15 protein-coding genes are annotated in these 20,507 nt (G+C 44.2%); 11 read left to right on the forward strand and 4 right to left on the reverse strand.

What is annotated here, in order from left to right; all coding sequences use genetic code 11:
* The 3 genes from Q1L34_RS26580 to Q1L34_RS26590 form a co-directional block, all read right to left on the reverse strand.
* Entirely contained in the window at positions 1-861 is an 861-nt protein-coding gene (locus Q1L34_RS26580) for a TraE/TraK family type IV conjugative transfer system protein (RefSeq protein ID WP_017901063.1), read from the reverse strand.
* Positions 862-879: 18 nt separating this feature from the next.
* Positions 880-1,182: a type IV conjugative transfer system protein TraL gene (locus Q1L34_RS26585; RefSeq protein ID WP_017901064.1), complete on the reverse strand. Its 303-nt coding sequence runs from the start codon at positions 1,180-1,182 to the stop codon at positions 880-882.
* Positions 1,183-1,283: 101 nt separating this feature from the next.
* Complete coding sequence (locus Q1L34_RS26590; protein WP_017901065.1) at positions 1,284-1,649, reverse strand: hypothetical protein; 366 nt, start codon at positions 1,647-1,649, stop codon at positions 1,284-1,286.
* Positions 1,650-2,469: 820 nt separating this feature from the next.
* On the opposite strand from Q1L34_RS26590, the gene Q1L34_RS26595 reads away from it, so the two are divergent.
* The 11 genes from Q1L34_RS26595 to Q1L34_RS26645 all read left to right on the forward strand — a co-directional run bounded on the left by Q1L34_RS26595 (position 2,470) and on the right by Q1L34_RS26645 (position 17,693).
* Entirely contained in the window at positions 2,470-2,784 is a 315-nt protein-coding gene (locus tag Q1L34_RS26595) for a hypothetical protein (RefSeq protein WP_017901066.1), read from the forward strand.
* A gap of 141 nt (positions 2,785-2,925) precedes the next feature.
* Positions 2,926-3,597, forward strand: coding sequence for a DnaJ-like cysteine-rich domain-containing protein (locus Q1L34_RS26600; RefSeq protein ID WP_024266371.1), 672 nt, complete (start codon positions 2,926-2,928; stop codon positions 3,595-3,597).
* Positions 3,598-3,649: 52 nt separating this feature from the next.
* Positions 3,650-4,618, forward strand: coding sequence for an IS5 family transposase (locus Q1L34_RS26605; RefSeq protein ID WP_014839937.1), 969 nt, complete (start codon positions 3,650-3,652; stop codon positions 4,616-4,618).
* Between the two features lie 97 nt (positions 4,619-4,715).
* Positions 4,716-5,480 (forward strand): hypothetical protein, encoded by a 765-nt coding sequence (locus tag Q1L34_RS26610; protein WP_024266372.1) that lies wholly within the window; start codon positions 4,716-4,718, stop codon positions 5,478-5,480.
* A gap of 131 nt (positions 5,481-5,611) precedes the next feature.
* Positions 5,612-6,799 (forward strand): DNA-binding protein, encoded by a 1,188-nt coding sequence (locus Q1L34_RS26615; RefSeq protein WP_014839955.1) that lies wholly within the window; start codon positions 5,612-5,614, stop codon positions 6,797-6,799.
* 42 nt (positions 6,800-6,841) lie between these two features.
* Positions 6,842-6,970, forward strand: coding sequence for a hypothetical protein (locus Q1L34_RS26620; protein WP_254893490.1), 129 nt, complete (start codon positions 6,842-6,844; stop codon positions 6,968-6,970).
* Between the two features lie 257 nt (positions 6,971-7,227).
* Positions 7,228-7,686 carry a YuiA family protein gene (locus Q1L34_RS26625; RefSeq protein WP_024266375.1) on the forward strand — a complete coding sequence of 153 codons (459 nt, stop codon included), beginning with the start codon at positions 7,228-7,230 and terminating at the stop codon, positions 7,684-7,686.
* A gap of 160 nt (positions 7,687-7,846) precedes the next feature.
* Positions 7,847-10,279: an Ig-like domain-containing protein gene (locus Q1L34_RS26630; protein WP_024266376.1), complete on the forward strand. Its 2,433-nt coding sequence runs from the start codon at positions 7,847-7,849 to the stop codon at positions 10,277-10,279.
* Positions 10,280-13,626: 3,347 nt separating this feature from the next.
* Positions 13,627-14,874, forward strand: a complete 1,248-nt coding sequence (locus Q1L34_RS26635) for a ParA family protein (protein WP_014839956.1) — start codon at positions 13,627-13,629, stop codon at positions 14,872-14,874.
* Positions 14,874-15,884 (forward strand): ParB family protein, encoded by a 1,011-nt coding sequence (locus tag Q1L34_RS26640; RefSeq protein WP_017900718.1) that lies wholly within the window; start codon positions 14,874-14,876, stop codon positions 15,882-15,884. Before Q1L34_RS26635 ends, Q1L34_RS26640 begins: the two co-directional genes overlap by 1 nt.
* A 783-nt stretch (positions 15,885-16,667) precedes the next feature.
* Positions 16,668-17,693, forward strand: a complete 1,026-nt coding sequence (locus Q1L34_RS26645; protein ID WP_017901050.1) for a hypothetical protein — start codon at positions 16,668-16,670, stop codon at positions 17,691-17,693.
* A gap of 309 nt (positions 17,694-18,002) precedes the next feature.
* Here the strand turns inward: Q1L34_RS26645 and Q1L34_RS26650 are convergent, their stop codons facing one another.
* On the reverse strand, positions 18,003-20,405 hold the full coding sequence (locus Q1L34_RS26650; RefSeq protein WP_024266204.1) for an Ig-like domain-containing protein: 2,403 nt from the start codon (positions 20,403-20,405) through the stop codon (positions 18,003-18,005).
* Between the last annotated feature and the right edge of the window lie 102 nt (positions 20,406-20,507).

A 20,507-nucleotide genomic window follows, 5' to 3' on the forward strand; every position in this document is an offset into this window, starting at 1 on the left:
TTATTGGGCTTCTGCTTCGTTCTGTTGCTGGATCATGTCGGTATTTTCAGTAAACTCTTTTTCCAATACCTTCCCGTTAACTGTTACTTTTTTGATATTTGGGGTACCTGAATACTGGTTCAGGTAAAGGATTCGAGGCCGTCCGCTTTTGACGCTCAAAACCATCTCAAAGGTCCAACGCTCAGATTGTTCTTTATCAGAAACGTTAAGGAATTTCGTTTTACGGGTTCCCCAGACATAAAGAACGTTATCACCCGGAAGAAAGCTCACATCCTCTGCAACAAAGGTCTGATCAACTTTCCTCGCCAGCATTAAATCAGAGGCTTTTTTGAGCTCAGCTTCTAAAGCTGACTGCTTAGATGCTGGAAACATTTTTAAAATATAACCAGTAACGAAATTCACGTTCTTGGGGTTTATGTTGCCCAATGTGGTTGCTATAAATAGGCCCCATTGCGTCTTATATGACTCACTAGCTTTACTGCCAGCAACGGATACTTCCTCAGTCATATCTGGAGGTATAGCAATGATCTCTGTGGTTGAAAAAAAAACAACTTTGATAACCAAGAGACCAGCAATCACGGTCAAAAGTCCGTTGTTAAAAATTAACTTTTTGTCCCGTTGAATTAACTGGCTATAGGTCAGTTCAGCACCCGTTTTTTTCCCTATTTTGGGAGTTTCGAGCTCTTTTGATAAATTCAGGATCGACTTAGGACGCTGCATTTTGTCAGTGCTATAACTTTCTGCCTTTTCAACCTGGACATCATCAGCCTCATCATCCTTTGATTTATCAGCTACCTTCTTCTTAGGCACAAACCTGAAGAAGTTCATGACGTTTTCTAAAAGTGACTTTTTCTCGCTCATTACTTCTCCGGGATTAATTTAGCTGTACAGCACTCGCATAAAAGGGTCAGAAAAATATCGACTCTGGAAAACAGTTCTTCCCGGCAGAAAACCATTCCACCAAAGTTTGTGTTTCAGTCTTCCCCGCACCGCGCTTTCCTTTGCTTTGTTGTATGCAATCCAGTAAACAACTGCGGTAACTGATGCAATGGACATACATTCAAAAATATTCCCGAACGCAAGAAGGCCCATAACTACGCCGATCTGCTTGGCATCAAAAAACAATATCAGCAAAGGTAGATTAATCCGGTATGGAAATCGGTATGTGTAATTGTTATCCATTTACTTAGCACCATTTCTGAACATGGTCTCTATTGTACAGGTAATAAAAAGGGGACTTTCGTCCCCTAATTGTTGTTTTGCGTTTTTAGCAAAATTTATTTTTACAGCGCAACACCTGCATCCAGGAAACCGGAGATGATTTTTTCGCCATTCGCAAGGATCATCATCATGAGGAAGGAAACCAGCGCCAGGCCTGGGTTCGGACGACCGATAGAGAAATAAAACGCAGAGAACAGCATACACGCGGCCAGTGCTTTACCTGGCGCACCGCTTAATGCTTCAGACAGCTGGGTCCAGATTTCACCCAGAGCGCCATCGTCACCGCCCGCTAGGGCAATAGAGGAAAACAACGCAGCGCACAGCAGAGCTACAAATACCTGGAACACTTTATTGCTGACCATATTACGCAGGTTGTCAGACAGGGTGAAGGCAGCAGTACCGTTCATAGCCATAGATTTCTGGATCATTGTGAAACTCCTGAATGCAAAAATTGGTTTAGGTTTTCTGGCGCTAACCAGCAATTTGAGAATACCCAGGGTTAATTTTTAATTTCGAATCTATAGAACATTTTTTTTATAAAAAAACGGGGAAATGGCAGGACCCATTAAAGTCACTTTTTCGCAAAGCTTAAAAAGTCATCCTATGGGTGAAATAAATCCTTTCTATATGGGCATAGGTAACCACACAACCAAAGATAACCACATGATTTTATTGTGATTAATTTTCAACACCGACATCTGTTCAATTTTGCATCCAAAATCACCTTTTCGGTATTATGTTTCAAAAGGCACTTTCTGAAATGGAAAAATGCATTTTTCGCGTTCAAAAAAGTCACTTTCGTGTTGTTACAACCCAATCGAATTGAGAAAAGTCACTTTTAACTCACCTTTGGTCGGGGGCTTAAACCCAACTTCTGTAATTGCCTCAGTCAGGACAGCAACAAAAGTCACTTTTGTGGCTAACAAACATAGACGTCAGATATCAGGTTTACTACCGGGATACTATAATTGGTAGTTTTCATGTATTTTGGTCCGGTTTTCTCTGAAAAATGCTCAAAAAATTAAGAAAATGGAGAAAATTTGAAGATTCTGTGTTCAATATAACTTATTGAATTTTGGTGTTTTCATATCACAATCAGAGTAATTATCTTAAAGCAAGCGGTTGCATCTACCTTATCGGGATATAATCTGCTATATATGCCAAAAAATGCAACCTTTCCCTCTTCACAACCTTCATTTCAAAATGTAAATTTAGGAATACTCTGAAGTGTGTCGTGAATGGAATATCATGAAAATCAAGCTTATTTCGGTTTTGGGTTTAGACCTTAAAATTTCCTTAAATAACAATATCTTAACCATGAGCTGTAATCTTGACGGTCTTAGTATTTTCGTAACCCGTCGTATTATTCGCAACTCAAAACTGACCGAATCAGAAATTTTCGCAAAAATCGATTCGGATTGGGTCAGTAAAATTTTTGCTATAAATATCAGGCAGATAAAGAACGTCCTAGAATCAAACGTTTCCGTAATACCGGTACAGAGTCAACCTAAACAGGTTAGCGTATTGGTTGACGAACACGTTCCAGCATTCAAAAATTTTTGATTAATAGTCTTCAAATCTACAGGGTTAATCGGAATTATTTCCAATTCCAGCCAGCAATGTCGTTTTCTAATGTCAAAAAAATACCCCCTTACCTGGCGATCTTTTCCTGATAGGATATGGAATATCTGAGGGGAGATATATATGTGGATAACGACCAACAACGAAATCATTTGTGACACTGAGCCGAATTCTGCCGGATTTATTGAAATCCAGCGGCCCTGTCCGGACTGTCTAGGTTCTGGTATTAATTGCAATCATTGCTCTGGCACCGGCGTACTCCCTGCTGTATTGGAAAAAGTTATTCCTGTGTATGAGTGGGCTGCCAAAAATTCGCTAAAATTTCCATTTATATCACCTGAGCAGACCCTAATTAGAAAGTGGCTGGAAATCAGATTATCGACTTCCAATCAGGGTAAAAATCATTTCCATTCTTCACTGGTCCAGGTTTTGGATAAAAGTAACTTTCCTACCAAATTGCAATATAGGTGTCTGCGGCCAACTCAACAAGAACATAAAACGGTTGCCAGCCTGACGGTCAGACCTTATAACGCAAAAATCGGGGCCTGTTTAAATCTCGATCTCACCGTTAGAAAAATTGAGGTGCTAACTCGTAAGTTTTCTATCGAGAGCTTTTCCTCATTACTGTTGGAAACCACTGACCACCGGCATTTTATTGCCTATGATTCGAATCCATCCCGACATAGTCCCGGGGATATTCTACGTTGCAACATTCAGGTAGTTAAACGACTCTGGATCAATAATATGAGTATATTGCAGGTTAAAATTGTCAATACTTCACCTGGAGATTTATAAGTGGCTGACAACAGAAATCCGGCTTTGTTGAATAAATCGAACTTTTGCTGAGTTGAAGGATCAGATCACGCATCTTCCCGACAACGCAGACCGTTCCGTGGCAAAGCAAAAGTTCAAAATAACCAACTGGCCCACCTACAATAAAGCCCTCATCAACCGTGGCTCCATAACTTTCTGGCTGGATGATGAAGCTATTCAGGCCTGGTATGAGTCGGCAACGCCTTCATCACGGGGAAGACCTCAGCGCTATTCTGATCTCGCCATCACCACCGTTCTGGTCATTAAACGCGTATTCAGGCTGACCCTGCGCGCTGCGCAGGGCTTTATTGATTCCATTTTTACACTGATGAATGTTCCGTTGCGCTGCCCGGATTACACCAGTGTCAGCAAGCGCGCAAAGTCGGTTAATGTCAGTTTCAAAACGTTCACCCGGGGTGAAATCGCGCATCTGGTGATTGATTCCACCGGGCTGAAGGTCTTCGGTGAAGGCGAGTGGAAAGTCAAAAAACATGGCCAGGAACGCCGTCGTATATGGCGAAAGTTGCATCTGGCAGTTGACAGTAAAACACATGAAATCATCTGTGCAGACCTGTCGCTGAACAATGTGACGGACTCAGAAGCCTTCCCGGGTCTTATCCGGCAGACTCACAGAAAAATCAGGGCAGCATCGGCAGACGGCGCTTACGACACCCGGCTCTGTCACGATGAACTGCGGCGTAAGAAAATCAGCGCGCTTATCCCTCCCCGAAAAGGTGCGGGTTACTGGCCCGGTGAATATGCAGACCGTAACCGTGCAGTGGCTAATCAGCGAATGACCGGGAGTAATGCGCGGTGGAAATGGACAACAGATTACAACCGTCGCTCGATAGCGGAAACGGCGATGTACCGGGTAAAACAGCTGTTCGGGGGTTCACTGACGCTGCGTGACTACGATGGTCAGGTTGCGGAGGCTATGGCCCTGGTACGAGCGCTGAACAAAATGACGAAAGCAGGTATGCCTGAAAGCGTGCGTATTGCCTGAAAACACAACCCGCTACGGGGGAGACTTACCCGAAATCTGATTTATTCAACAAAGCCCAGAAATCCCTCAAGCTTTACAGAGGTACTTGTTACTCTTTATGCTTCGAAATAATAAATTGCCAGAGATTCAGCTATTGCAGGATTTCTTTAGAAAAAACCACAAGTTATCCTTAACCTGTGACCAGACTAAAGTTGATTTCACTTCAAGTGAAATCACTCCCCTGCTCTCTAAAGATAAAAGTAACTTTTCTCAGGATAAGGTCTTTTTGACAGGGCCGATTATGCATGGCCGATATCAACCTTTGTGGTTTGCCATTTTGCTGGACTTGAACGCAAGACAACCAACCGAACAAGGCCTTCAATTCTGTTTTTCTCTTGGCGAACTGATAGAAAAAACAGACAGAGTTTCAGAGGCTATAGGTCTGCGTAAAATTTGTTATACCCCGGGTGAGGTTTTGTTCTTTTTGTTGATGATGATTGAGTTCAGGATAGAGATACAAACAGATAATATTCGTCAGACCTGCGCTGTATTTTCAGAAATCAGTCACAATGTTGATTGTGATGCGGTCAACCGGGTTAGTTTTACTGTTAATCCCAGGATTGTCACGACTCTGTTGGGACTGACTAATGCAGTATCAGTTTTTCTGACAACGCTTTTTTTTGCCAAACGGCCCGAGGTTTTTGACCTTCACCAAAAGTTACTTTCGGAAAAAGAAGTCAAATCCCTTTCCGAAATCGCTCCAGCAACATTTAAACACGTACAGTTACTAGGTCGATTTGGATTTATCACTTACACAAAGAAAAGAAAATTGTTTGATATTCATAGTATTAGCGTTTTTGTTGAGGGTGTTAGTCCATTGTGATTTTCAAAAAAAAGTAACTTTCGAAAAAAATCGCTCACTAGCAGTTTTAACCACCTAGCGAGAAGTTTTTACAGAAAATTACTGTAGAGTCTAATTTCTGGGTTGAATTGCTCAAAGGTCATAAAATGAAGATAAATAGAGAAGCTGATTTTTTTATCTCCACAGTACGGAGCGGTCGGACTGTCAAAAATTTGCGTGAATTTAGTGACGCAAACCCCGACATTTGCCATAAAGCAGTTAATGGTCAGCCATTTCTGATTGATCCCCGGGCATTAGGATTAGTGCCAAACTGGAACTGCCGTGAGATGGGCCTGGGAGAGGCTTACTACCAACTACCTAAACCTTCTCAACATATACAGAATCTGAAAGCCGCATTTTTAAGCGGGGCCGATATTGATCCTATTACAGTTGTGATTGTAGAAGGTCGGCCCTTAGTCCGTCAGGGGAACTGTCGTACACGAGCAGCCCTGCTAGCGCTAAAGGAATCTGGTCTGCCGATTCTAATTAGATTGAGGGAATTTCAGGGAGACGAGATCGAGCAGGAATGGCATTCATTGGATGGGGCGAAATCATTGCAGCTTTGTCCTGTTGGACGTGGAGTTGCCTATAGCAGACTAGTTAATGACGCCGGGATGTCGGTAGACATGGTAGCGCAGCGTGAGAATATTTCCGAAATGGCCGTGAGGCAACTTATTTCTCTTGCGACTATCGATGATGAGCTGAAAATTTTAATTACTCAGGAAGTTATTTCTTACACACTCTGTCTGGAATTAATTCGTGACCTGGGCGAAAAGGAAGCGCTGGAGAAAATCCGGGGAGAATTAAACGCAAAGCTCCAGGTCATAGCTAATTCAAAAGAGGGTGACTCACTTCCTCTGAATGTTTCTGAAGTAATGACTGCACCAAACTCTCGTAAATCTGTCAGGATCACTAAAAAATCATTGGGTTTTCAACCCATCCCTCGTAAATTAGCCCAGAATCTTGCGGCCAGTTCTAAAGAGGTTTCAAAAAGGTTACGGGCCTCGCTTCCGGCTGAGTTTGATCTTGAACAATTTGGTCCGAACGAAAAAATACCAATTGAGCTCGACAAGCATTTAATTGAGCTGATTTTACAGTCAGAAGCCTCAGTTCTAGATCACGAGGTGAAACTTCAAAGGAAAACGACTAAGGGCAAACTTTCACATTCGACTCAGGCAGCTGATGTTGAGAACAATACAATACCTGCTTCTGATGAAGCAACAAATGAACCCTTGAACGATCAACCTTCAAGCAATCAGAATAAAGAATTTTCATTGCTAAATTTGCATTCTGCTGTATGAAATGTGTTTACTGGGTATCACTAAATGCTGGAGGATCTAACTATGTCTGATTTTAAATGCGCTGAAATGGATGGCATTCCCCCGTTTCCTGAAAATGGCGAGCCTGTAGCTGTTACGGTCCCTCCTGTCATCATGAATAATTTTCCTCTTGCTGATCCAGAAGAGGATTGAGGTCTGCCGTAATTTTTTCCCTTCATAACTGCAGGGGTGATGCAATCACCCCAAAATTCAATACATATCAATAATCTAGCAATCCTTCATTTAATAAACACTGGATAAATATTATATTTTTAAATTTTCTGAATGTTTATGACTAATACTAAAAATATAACCCCACCCTTCTCTCTCATGTTTTAAAAATAGGGTCTATACAAGGCGTTTTTATTTGATTTAATGGTGTCATCTACAAACGCTAGGGGGGGGATTCAATGAAACATTCAAATGAGCAATGGTTTTCTGTTGACGGTCAGTTAATTGATGAAAAATTTGTTTTCAATATTCATGAGTTCAATGGCTCCGCCCGGTATGAAAAAAGTTATTCATGTTCATATTGTAAAGGGTCCGGCCGTCATCGTTTGAGCTATGCAAACTCTACTGGTGCATGTACTTCCTGTAAAGGTACTGGTAAACAAGGCACCTTAATTAAAGAATGTTATACCCTGAAAGAGCTTTTCAAAAAGAATTATTCAGCAGCTCAAAAAGTTGTAACTTCAACCACCTGGCGGCGGCAAAGGATGGATAATTTAACTCCACTGGAGCATAAAATCATATCAGCAACTGATAAAAATCCATTCCTTAAGATTCTTACACTTACCATTCAAAGCGGTCGTCAACTTTCTGCTAAACAAATTGCAGTCGCTGAGCGAATCCTTTCAGAAATCCACTAACCCTCAAATGCACAATGTCACTGTCAAAAGATGGTGACATTTTTTTATTTACTCCCCTTATCGGGAAAACCCAAAAATTTTGCATGATATTATTCTCATATAGACCTATGAGTGTCTTTGAAAAGTTACTTTCGCGGCCTCCCTCATAAAAAGGTTCATTATGAATTTACCACTATTCTTAAATCGTACTGCTATAGCTGTAGGCCTTACGTTGGCTTCCGGTGTGTTATCCGTTGCGCACTCACGTGTATACGAGTACACCTTTACCGATATTAACGGGGTCCATAAAAGTGTCTCAGAAAGCGCCCCATATCTTAACCCCCAGGGCAATTTTAACGCCCTTCTCATTGGAGGGTTAGATCAACAAATCCGTATCTCCGTTTCTCGCGATGAAGATAACAGCTCCATTTATAGCACTACAACCGGCATCATTACTGTTGATGACCGAATCTCGTCTTCAAGCGGCAATAGTTTCTACGGTAAATCTGTCACGATCCCCCCTCTTAGTGATGGCCGCTACACCATCAAATCCGAAATTTTAGACTCAAAATCAGCTGTGGTATCAACAACAACTCACCCTGTTTTTATTGATACCGTGGGGCCTACGTCTGATAACTTTTCGGTTCCATGGGTACCAGGTTATGACATGGTGGTATCAGGTTCTCGATGGGAACTTGGACGTGGTCAGGAATCTATAATTTACCTCGCTGTCAAAAACATCAATGATTTGTCAGGTTTTGATAAAGCGGTAGTTCAGATCATTAAACCCGGTGGCTCCGTATACTCAAGTTATACAATGTCTTACGATGAAGGCTCTAAAGGTGCAACAGCCCCTATTACTAAAAGTGGCATGAATAAAGCTGACTGGATGCCTGTTTCAGACGCTGATACTGACTTTAAATTTCGCGGCTTACTCTATGATAAAGCTGGCAACGTCTCTCAGGTTCCAGACCAGACCTTTGTATTCGACTCATCGCCGGGAGAAAGTGAATTATTTGCAGTAGAAGATCCAACTGCTACAACAAGCGTCATACCTGGTTTCGAAAAAGGATATGTTAAATACACTGCTGGTATGACTGTAGATACAAACCCAGTTACTCTTATTTATAGATTACCAAGGACAAATTATCGTGCAAATAATAAAGCGGGATTATCTTTTGGTTCCCTATTAACTGAATCTAATGGTTACGTTTATATCAAGCAGACTATTCCTGTTGGAACATCATTTGTTATTCATAACGGATATCAATATGGCGGAGGAAATTCTTCATATAACGTTAAACTGGGAGAGAACGCTCCAAAATCACCAGTAATCAGATCAAGACTAATGACTTTCTCAACAGTAGGCAGTTTTGACTATGGTCAGAAGCTTTTTAAAAATGAAGAACTGCCTGGTGAATATCAAACTGCATCTATAACTGTTGACGCAAGGGATTATGTACAATCTTTTTACAATGCAACACAAGCAAGGGAAGTCTGCTCAATACCCGTTGGAGAAACAACATGCACTGGAACTTTTTCCTACAAAATTAATAAAGGAAATGGTTACATTGCGCATTATTTCTTAGTGCGCAGTCCTGATAAGAAATTAACTTCCGACCAATTTGAAATTAGAAGTATTTGGAATACAGATTTAATTCCAAAAATTACAGGATTTGATTATAGAGAAGCTAATAAATCTATTCTGGTCTATGTTACTCAACCTGGTAATGGTAACTGGAGAGAAGTATTGAGGTTAGCTAGTGTCGAACTTTTTGACACATTATCTGGAACGTCACTTTTAGCCGGTTCAAAAGTGGCAATGTCAGGTGATGATTATACCTATGCCCTTGATTTATCGAAGTTACCAGAAGGGAAGTATGATCTTGCATTCAGAGCAAAAGATACATTTAATAATACTTCCCAACTTCCTTTTAAGTCTATTGTTGTGGATAAAACGCCCCCTTCTCTCTCTATCTCTTATGATGGCGCACCTCTAATATCTGAAAGTACGGTGTACGGATTAGAAAACATATCAGTATCTGTAACTGATTCATTGAGCGAATCGAAGATTTACCAAATGGTTCTTCAAGGCGGACCTACATCTGATGATGTTGAATTAGGTTTTACTAAAAATACGGATGGAACCTATACCCCACTCTATCCAAGATTATTTCCGTCTCTCGATGAAACAACAGATAAATACACCCTTTTAGTTAAAGCTATAGATGATGCAGGTAACATGTCATCTAAATCTATCCGCTTTGCCTACTACCCTAAGAACCTTATTGTTCTTGATAAACTAAATACCCTGGCAGTCAATAAGGCGATAAAATTATCTTCTGGTGAGCCATTAGCCGTTCTTAAAGCAAGCCAGTTGCGTCGTAATGATGGTTCGCTTGCAAAAGGCGTCCAAACAGCACTAATTACTGTAAGGGGTGATTCAGCATTCCCAATTAGTGTTATTGGCAATGTTGTAGCCCCTGGAGAAACAAAGGAAATTCAAATAGATTTAGGTGCTGTTGGAAACGATGTAGTGATCCCAATATTCCCTGGTATTAATGGTGTTGTTGGTTCATCTGGATTTATAGTTGAATTTCCGCAACTCAAATAAACTTATATTCACTCATAAAAACCAGTTCATGTGACTGGTTTTTTTTATTTTTATTAACAGTTTTATTTCAATCCCTACCCTTTAATCGCTTTATGATAACCGCTCAGGCCCTCCCCCTGTTCGCAGTCCTGCTTCGGGAGGCCGGGCGGCTTTCTGATACCCCGGCAGGACAAAACAACCCCCTTGTTCGCAGTTCTGCTCCGGGTGGCCCAGCGGCTTTCTGATACCCCGGCAGGACAAAACAACCCCCTTGTTCGCAGTTCTGCTTCGGGAGACCCTGCGGCTTTCTGATGCCCCGGCAGGACAAAACAACCCCCTTGTTCGCAGTTCTGCTTCGGGAGGCCCAGCGGCTTTCTGATACCCCGGCAGGACAAAACAACCCCCTTGTTCGCAGTTCTGCTTCGGGAGGCCCTGCGGCTTTCTGATGCCCAGTAGGTCAACCCGACATCTTTGTTAACTGCTTTGCTTCAAGTAGCCCTGTAGCTTTGTGATCGCCCGGTGTGACAAAACAACCCCCTTGTTCGCAGTCCTGCTCCGGGAGCCCCAGCAGCTTCCTGATAGCCAGTCACATTAAAACAACCCCCTTGTTCGCAGTCCGGCTCCGGGTGGCCCAGCGGCTTTCTGATACCCCGGCTGGACAAAACAACCCCCTTGTTCGCAGTTCTGCTCCGGGGGGCCCTGCGGCTTTCTGATCCCCCGGCAGGACAAAACAACCCCCTTGTTCGCAGTCCTGCTCCGGGAGGCCCTGCGGCTTTCTGATGCCCAGTAGGTCAACCCGACATCTTTGTTAACTGCTTTGCTTCAAGTAGCCCTGTAGCTTTGTGATCGCCCGGTGTGACAAAACAACCCCCTTGTTCGCAGTCCTGCTCCGGGAGCCCCAGCAGCTTCCTGATAGCCAGTCACATTAAAACAACCCCCTTGTTCGCAGTCCGGCTCCGGGTGGCCCAGCGGCTTTCTGATACCCCGGCAGGACAAAACAACCCCCTTGTTCGCAATGCTGCTTCGGGTGGCCCAGCGGCTTTCTGATACCCCGGCAGGACAAAACAACCCCCTTGTTCGCAGTTCTGCTTCGGGAGGCCCTGCGGCTTTCTGATGCCCAGTAGGTCAACCCGACATCTTTGTTAACTGCTTTGCTTCAAGTAGCCCTGTAGCTTTGTGATCGCCCGGTGTGACAAAACAACCCCCTTGTTCGCAGTCCTGCTCCGGGAGCCCCAGCAGCTTCCTGATAGCCAGTCACATTAAAACAACCCCCTTGTTCGCAGTCCGGCTCCGGGTGGCCCAGCGGCTTTCTGATACCCCGGCAGGACAAAACAACCCCCTTGTTCGCAATGCTGCTTCGGGTGGCCCAGCGGCTTTCTGATACCCCGGCAGGACAAAACACCCCCCTTGTTCGCAGTTCTGCTTCGGGAGGCCCTGCGGCTTTCTGATGCCCAGTAGGTCAACCCGACATCTTTGTTAACTGCTTTGCTTCAAGTAGCCCTGTAGCTTTGTGATCGCCCGGTGTGACAAAACAACCCCCTTGTTCGCAGTCCTGCTCCGGGAGCCCCAGCAGCTTCCTGATAGCCAGTCACATTAAAACAACCCCCTTGTTCGCAGTCCGGCTCCGGGTGGCCCAGCGGCTTTCTGATACCCCGGCAGGACAAAACAACCCCCTTGTTCGCAATGCTGCTTCGGGTGGCCCAGCTGCTTTCTGATACCCCGGCAGGACAAAACAACCCCCTTGTTCGCAGTTCTGCTCCGGGTGGCCCTGCGGCTTTCTGATGCCCAGTAGGTCAACCCGACATCTTTGTTAACTTCTTTGCTTCAAGTAGCCCTGTAGCTTTGTGATCGCCCGGTGTGACAAAACAACCCCCTTGTTCGCAGTCCGGCTCCGGGTGGCCCAGCGGCTTTCTGATACCCCGGCAGGACAAAACAACCCCCTTGTTCGCAATGCTGCTTCGGGTGGCCCAGCTGCTTTCTGATACCCCGGCAGGACAAAACAACCCCCTTGTTCGCAGTTCTGCTCCGGGTGGCCCTGCGGCTTCATGACAACCCCACAGGGTAAAACAACCCCCTTGTTCGCAGTCCTGCTCCGCGTGGCCCAGCGGCTTTCTGATACCCCGGCAGGATAAAACAACCCCCTTGTTCGCAGTCCGGCTCCGGGTGGACCAGCAGCTTTCTGATTGCCCGGCAGGACAAAACAACCCCCTTGTTCGCATTGCTGCTTCGGGTGGCCCAGCGGCTTTCTGATACCCCGGCAGGACAAAACAACCCCCCTGTTCGCAGTCATGCTCCGGGTGGCCCAGCGGCTTTCTGATACCCCGGCAGAGCAAAACAACCCCCTTGTTCGCAGTCCTGCTCCGGGTGGCACAGCGTATTCCTGACAGACTGGCATGACAAAACAACCCCCTTGTTCGCAGTCCGGCTCCGGGAGGCCAGGCGGATTTCTGATATCCCGACAGAGTAAAACAACCCCCTTGTTCGCAGATCTGCTCCGGGTGGCCGAGCGGCTTCATGACAGCCAGACAAGACAAAACAACCCCCTTGTTCGCAGTTCTGCTCCGGGTAGCCCAGCGGCTTCATGACAACCCGACAGGGTGAAACAACCCCCTTGTTCGCAGTCCGGCTTCGGGTGGCCCAGCGGCTTTCTGATACCCTGACAAGACAAAACAACCCCCTTGTTCGCAGTGCTGCTACGAGTGGCCCAGCGGATTCCTGATACCCCGGCATGACAAAACAACCCCCTTGTTCGCAGCCCGGCTTCGGGTGGACCAGCGGCTTTCTGATACCCCGGCAGGGTAAAACAACCCCCTTGTTCGCAGTCATGCTCCGGGTGGCCCAGCGGCTTTCTGATACCCCGGCAGGGTAAAACAACCCCCTTGTTCGCAGTCATGCTCCGGGTGGCCCAGCGGCTTTCTGATACCCCGGCAGAGCAAAACAACCCCCTTGTTCGCAGTCCTGCTCCGGGGAAACTCTGCGGCTTTCTGATGCCCAGTAGGTCGCCACCCTGTGTCTTGTACACAGTCAATATCAGGAATGGACGATGAGGGTTTGGGAGGGTAGGGGAGGGAGGGGGAGAAATCGTGATCATTGGACATGAAAAAAAGATGCGTAATTTTAAATGTTAGGTATAAGACCTAGCATGAAAGCTGTAGAATTTACCAAATCGGAATATTTTTACAGTTATTGATTATTTTCCTTTTATATCAATATTTTGAATTTAGGTTGTACACAAGACGAACAAATTGAATTGTGCGCGAAAAGTTATTTTGAGCGCTAAATGCGTTAAATGTGCATTACAATGCACTTTTAACTTGTAATGCGCTCAAGCCTCATTAATAATGTGAAAACTAACCTAAGGAGATACCATGAGCATACTAGATGATATTCGTACGATCGGCCTGAAAATGAAAAATGAACAAGCAAGCCTTAAGGAAATTATCCTTGAGTCAAGCCGGGTAGATGTTTCTGATGAACAGGTCGATGGATTAGACCGTCTTATCTATAACCACTGTTTAAATAAAAAAACTCTCTCTGATTTCTTTGGTAAATCAAGAAATACATTTAGTAGAATTCTTTCCGAACTACATGAGAAACAGGTAATTGGGGAACCCATTTTCCAGAACAAGAGTCACCTGTATACCCGGTGGGATGTGCAAAAAATAATTGATGCAATGGGCACAATTCAATATCGCGAAATGTATTTACCGCGAGTCATCGTGATTGAGAACCACAAAGGTGGAACCGGTAAAAGTACAACAACAGTAACACTCGCTACCGCAGCTGCTTTGGATCTTAATCTAAATGCAAGAATCCTTGTAATTGACCTGGACCCGCAAGGTTCATTGGGTAATAACCTTATTCATACCACTAGCGATGATAGTGTTTATCTGACTATTACCGACGTTTTGCTTAGTGAAATTGAAGATAATGATTTCACTCAGTATATAAATCAAGGTTACACGGAAGAACAAATAATTGGGGCGATGGCCTTTTCTACACATTTACCTAACATGGATGTAATAACAGCTTTCCCGACTGATGACAGATTTACTGACAAATACTGGAGTCTGGATAAGGAAGCAAGACTCAAGCTACTAACTCGGTTTCGCGATGTAGTTATCCCTGTATTGAAAGAAAAGTACGATCTCATTTTTATTGATACACCACCGCAAGATTCTCCAATCATTTGGTCAACAAATGAGGCGGCTGACGCAATTCTTGTTCCGATTACACCCCGTGAATATGATTTTGCTTCTACCACAAACTATATGATTACTATTTCAGACCGTCTGGCACAATTGCCCTCCAAAGGCGAAAACATTAAATGGCTAAATGTATTGGCTGTGAATGTAGATGACAGAAGCCAGCATGAGATTCGTACTTTAAATAAACTTGTAAGAACTGTACGTGACCGTTTCATGACAACAAATATTAAACATTCAGAAGCTTTCGTTGCAGCAGCTGAAAAAGGTCGCACTGTACTCGATATTAAAAAATCAGAAGAGCTCTGTTCTTCAAAGCAGTATGATATTGCGGAAATGTCTGTTCAGTCTGTATATCAACAACTTATCAATGAGATTAAAAGCTTTTCAGTTAGGGAGGACAGTGAATAATGAGTGATGTTGAACGCGGTACGAGCAAAGACAAGTACTTGACCGGAAACGCAAAGCGTACATTTGTTGATCAAAAAAGCGGGCTTCCGCCTCTAAAAGCTCCTTCTGTACAAAAACGCCTATTTACTCTGTCAAATGGTCGTAAAGTAGAAGCTCGCTACGTAGTCGTTCCTGGTTCAGAAGTGGCAGAGAAGACGCTAGTTCATGAGCTAAACCCTCGAAATCAAGAGGCAATTGACGACCTTTCAACAAGGGAAATACTCCCCCTTATAAAAGAAAATGGGGTTACTACTGAAGCTATTGCTGTATACCGCGACGGTAAATATTACCTGATTGAGGGTAGTCGGCGTCGTTATTGCTGCATCAAATGTTTGGCAGACCTGCCGTTATGGGCATTTGATGAAGAGGTAAGTCGTGAAGATGTCGATTGTATTGTAAATGCTGCACAAACAGCGAAAAGGTTCTCATATCGTGAAGTGGGTATTAAGTACCTTCAAATCATGAAAAATGAAGAGTTCAAAACCAATGAGGAACTTGCTTCTTATTTTAACATTAGCGTTGAGTCGGTAAGAAAGAGAATCCAGGCGGCTAAAGTTAACGAAGAACTAATTAGAATTTTCCCTGATAGTGAAGGGATACCTAATACTTACTATGGTAAATTGGCTAAAATTGAAAAAGTTGCTATTGCCCATAAAATCCCTTTGTCAGAGCTAACATCTGAAGTCGGGACAGAAGACAATAAGATCATTAACGTTAATGATATTGAGGAAGTCCAGAAATCCATTTTAGATGGTTTGCATTCAGTACTTACCATTCTCTGTAATGATGCAAATAAACCGCCTAAATGGACTGTGTCAGATATTATAGATTTCGAAGATAAGGATACTTACGCACGTGTCAGGAAGAGCCAAGACGGTCAAAAAGTAAGTTTTGAGTTCAAGCGTATAAGCCAGTCAACCATTAATGAAATAGAACGTTTAATTAAAGTTAGTATTGGCAAATCAAAATAATCATAAAATGGTATGGTCATGGCCCTTAGGGGTCATGACTTTATAATCCATTAAAAGCAAAGCAACCCCCTTGTTCGCAGTCCGGCTCCTTGAGATCCAACGGCTTCATGTTAACCCGACATGACAAAACAACCCCCTTGTTCGCAGTCCGGCCCCTTGACGCCCAGCGGCTTCATGGAAGCCCGGCAGGGCAAAACAACCCCCTTGTTCGCAGTCCAGCCCCTTGACGCCCAGCGGTTTCATGACAACCCGGCAGGGCAAAACAACCCCCTTGTTCGCAGTCCGGCCCCTTGACGCCCATCGGCTTCATGACAACCCAACAGGGCAAAACAACCCCCTTGTTCGCAGTCCGGCCACTTGGCGTCCATCGGCGTCCTGATACCCCGGCAGGGTAAAACAACCCCCTTGTTCGCAGTCCGGCCACTTGGCGTCCATCGGCGTCCTGATACCCCGGCAGGGTAAAACAACCCCCTTGTTCGCAGACCAGCCCCTTGACGCCCAGCGGTTTCATGACAACCCGGCAGGACAAAACAACCCCCTTGTTCGCAGTCCGGCCCCTTGACGCCCATCGGCTTCATGACAACCCGGCAGGGCAAAACAACCCCCTTGTTCGCAGTAACGCTATGACCGGTCTGTGACACCTGATGAATGGTTTTTGATTTACGCCCATATAAATTAGGTTGTTAGTAGAGAAAAAAATTTATTCATGCTGATAAGATTGGGAAAGGTGGCAGATCTGGATTGAGTAATTTTTTATTCGTAAATCAACTGAACAGGTAGGATATGGGAGAATTATATTTGCTGTTTGCTAAAGACAAAAATGGCATGTTATATGACACCTATCATGCCCGGCTAACATCTGACATTGATTACTATTGCACTCAATGCGGACGTCGCATTGATTATCAAAAAGAAGTTGAAATTGGAGACTTCAAACAACAGCATTTTTTTAAACACAGCGTGGCTGATGATAAAACTATAGAGATATGTGAAGAAAGCTATCTTAATGAAGCTATTAAAGATATCGCACATAGTATCCTAGCCACTGACGGCTTCATTCATGTGAGCCCAATGTTTAATAAAGGCCAGATTCAAGCACCGAGTAAAATTTTCGCACCTCATAACGTCATGATTTCACATGATGACCTCATAGGTTCCCAGCGAGTTGATTTCAAATGGACAAGTTCAAAAGGGAAATGCATGGGGTTAGTTTTCGTTGACCACAATGAAGTCATTGAAAACAAGGTGTATGACGTGACCGATTCAAAAGCCTTCATTGCCGAAATTAACCTTGCAATACTTAAAAGTCATCTACGTTCGATGATTAAATCAAAACATGGGATGGATACTGGATTAATCAACGCCATAAAGGGATTATTAACCAATAAAAATATATATAGCCGCTGGATCAGTTGGGACGGTAAAAAAACGAATTTTAGAATGTCTCCAGCTTACTTTCGTACCTTCAACAACTACGGATATGACAGTTACAAAAACATAGTTTCGCTGGATGGTTTTTTTCATCATGAAAATGATTACATTGACCAAAATACAAAGTCCGTTTTGAAGATGACAGGAAGGAAGTTTGATTTTCAAGTTAAAGAAATGACGTATAAGTTCAGCCTGGAACGAGGAAGTTACTCCGATACGTTCTATGTCGTCATCTATGAGAAAGAATGCGTTTTACTTGATTATGTACTCAATTCTGTTCCAGCTAATGACAATACATACAATCAGATTAAAGCTTTGTGTATAAAGCTCATTCGTATGTATGAATCTGCCATGCGTGGTTTAAGCCTTGCTGGTTAGGGCTGCGCCCGGCCTACTCACGAATAATCAGGGCCGTTTTCCGTCCAAAAAAAGCCTCCACCCCCTTTAAACTGGGGGAGGGGAGTAATAAACAGCAAAAACGGATCTGATCATGTCGAAAACGACGTTGATCATTTCTGGAAACCTCCCAGCAAAGCTGGTATCTATCGTCCTGAAGTGACGATTAACGAATCTAGAAAGTTACTTTCTTTGGTGGGGTAGGTCGGTGGTAGGAAAACGATGGTGACTCCAGGGCTAAGGCCCTAATCAGGTGTTAACCTAATCAGGGCTTACTTAGTGATAACTTAATTACTGAATTTGCGGAAATTCGATAATGAAGTTGCTTTCGCCGGTAGAGCCGTTTTCCGCTGTAAAAATTGGGACGGTTGAGTTTTCCCCGTTCCCAAGGTCTATCTGAATTTCTTTCGTCTCCCCAGGCTGGATCACGTTCCCCAGAATGTTAATCGCATAATCGGCATCCTTCCTGACCGTGATATTTGCTGTTTGTACGCCCTGCGCCAGTGAGCCATCGTTACGACGCAGCTGGCCCGTACGCATGACGGCCAGCGGTGTGTTATCGCTGGTTTTGAGCGCTTTCACCACGCCTAAAGTTTTCAGCTTCTCAAGGGTCACGAGATTTTTAGGGTAATAGGCAAACTGAATGCTTTTTTGTGTCGTGTTGCCTTTGGCATCGGTAGCAAAAGCGGTCAGTGTATATTTGTCCGTATCTGAATCCAGGCTGGGGAAGAGGCGAGGGTAGTCTGGGGTATAACTACCGTCCGAGTTCTGGTTAAAACCTAAGACAACGCTGTCAGACGCCGGTCCCCCTTTGAGCTCAAGCCGGACAAGGCTGGGGGCGGTTAACGCATCATTTAACGTTATGCTGATGTTCTCAAGCCCGTAAACGGTGGCTCCAGAGGACAGAGACGCATTTTCATAGTTGAAATTCACCACAGGAGGCGTCTTGTCGTTAATCAGGTTTATGAATGGTGACGATGTTTCATTGCTAAAGGTGTCCTTTGCCAGAAAGCTCAGGTTATATTTCCCTTCGGCCAGTTTGCTCAGGTCAAAACTGTATGTGTAATCCTCGCCAGAAAGGGCGGTCTGGGCACCAGATAACAACTGTCCACCAGTATCAGAATCTATCAGGGTAGCCGATTTTAGTTGCAGCAGATCGCGGAATTTACCGCGTCCAGGTTGCGTTACAAATAAAAGAACCTTTTTGTTTTCTTCCTGGTAACTGTATCCAGTAATTCTGGGTAGCAGGTCAGTATTCCAGTGGTGCCTTTTTTCAATAGATACTGATGAAAACGTTTTATCGAAATCAGTCAATCTGAAGGAGTAGGTCGTAATACCGTTCCCCGTTTTTGGGATGGACCAGGATACCGCACCGATACACTCAGTTTCGCCAGCTGGTACCTGACAAATCTCAGTATTACCACTCATCGCACGCTGAACGTAATTCCGTGGTGATGCCGTTATCCTTACAGAGCTGAATTTAACGGGCAGATCTTTGGTATTCCAAAGGTAGCTGCCTGCATTCGTTTCGCCTTTTTTGTCTGATGTTAACCAGGCCTCAGGTGCTGCCGGACTGACCGGAGCCTCACTCCCCAAATTGATATCATAGGAGAGTGAACCGCCGCCCCATTGATAGCCATTATGGATAGTGTAAGTGACTTTATAGGCGGTCTTCGCTGATACATAGCTGTACCCATTAGCCTCGGAAATTATCGTTCCAAACTTCAAACCAGCTTTATTGTATTCCCTGCGGTTATTCGATGGCACCCGATACACGAGTGTCAAAGGGTTCTGGTTTACAGTCATTCCCGGCTTATAAGCTATGTAACCTTCACTAAAGCCTGGAACCACGCTCGTTTTAGACGTGGGGTCATATACGGCAAACAGTGTGTATTCACCAAGATCCGAGTCAAATACAAACCTCTGGTCTGGCAATGCTTTACGGTTTCCCGCTTTATCATAGAGCGTTACACGAAAGCGGTATTCGACATCAGCGTTTGATACAGGCATCCAGGCGGAACGACTAAAATTACCTTTTGTCCACGGCACAGATAGCGATGCTGAACCACTGTCGTAAACCATATCAGTGATGGAATACACCGTATCGTCAGGCTTGATCACCTGGATAGTCGCTTTATCAAAACCGGTTGCAGCTTTGACATTATTCACATTCAGGTAGAGTTTTGCTTCAGCCCCCTGGCCCAGTTCCCAGCGATCACCAGTTAACACCATGTCGTATCCGGGTTTTTGGTCCACGCTCAGGTTATCGGATGAGGGGCCAGCAGTATCAATAATAAAATTGTGAGTCGTGCTGTCGATAACCGCGTTTTGTGTATTCAGGATATCCGAGGTTATGACATAACTCCCGTCACTCAAAGGCGGCAGTGTCACCGTTTTTCCGTAAAACTCTTCACCTGTAGAGGCCTTTATACGGTCATTGACCGTCACGCTATCTGTAGTAAAGCTATATACACCAACATTGTCTTTCTTTACCGTTACCTGAATTTTGCGATCGAGACCTGATATCAGCTTTACCTGAATTTTTTCGTTCGTATTCAGAACACCAGAATCCGCGCTGACTGATTTATCCGTTCCGTAGATATCCGTGATCGCATACTCATAGACACGAGCATATGAGGGGAGAGAAAGGGCGGTCAGTATTAGCGTAGTCAGTAATTTTATTTTCAATTTCATATCAAATTATTCCAGAAGAATATTGAAGGTTATGCCATGGCGATAATGATTTTCTTTTTCTGATTGCATGCATTTAACAGAGCCATGAGGCAAGAAAAGCCA

The sequence above is a fragment of the Klebsiella ornithinolytica genome (assembly GCF_030505655.1).
In the GTDB taxonomy this organism is placed as follows: domain Bacteria; phylum Pseudomonadota; class Gammaproteobacteria; order Enterobacterales; family Enterobacteriaceae; genus Klebsiella; species Klebsiella ornithinolytica.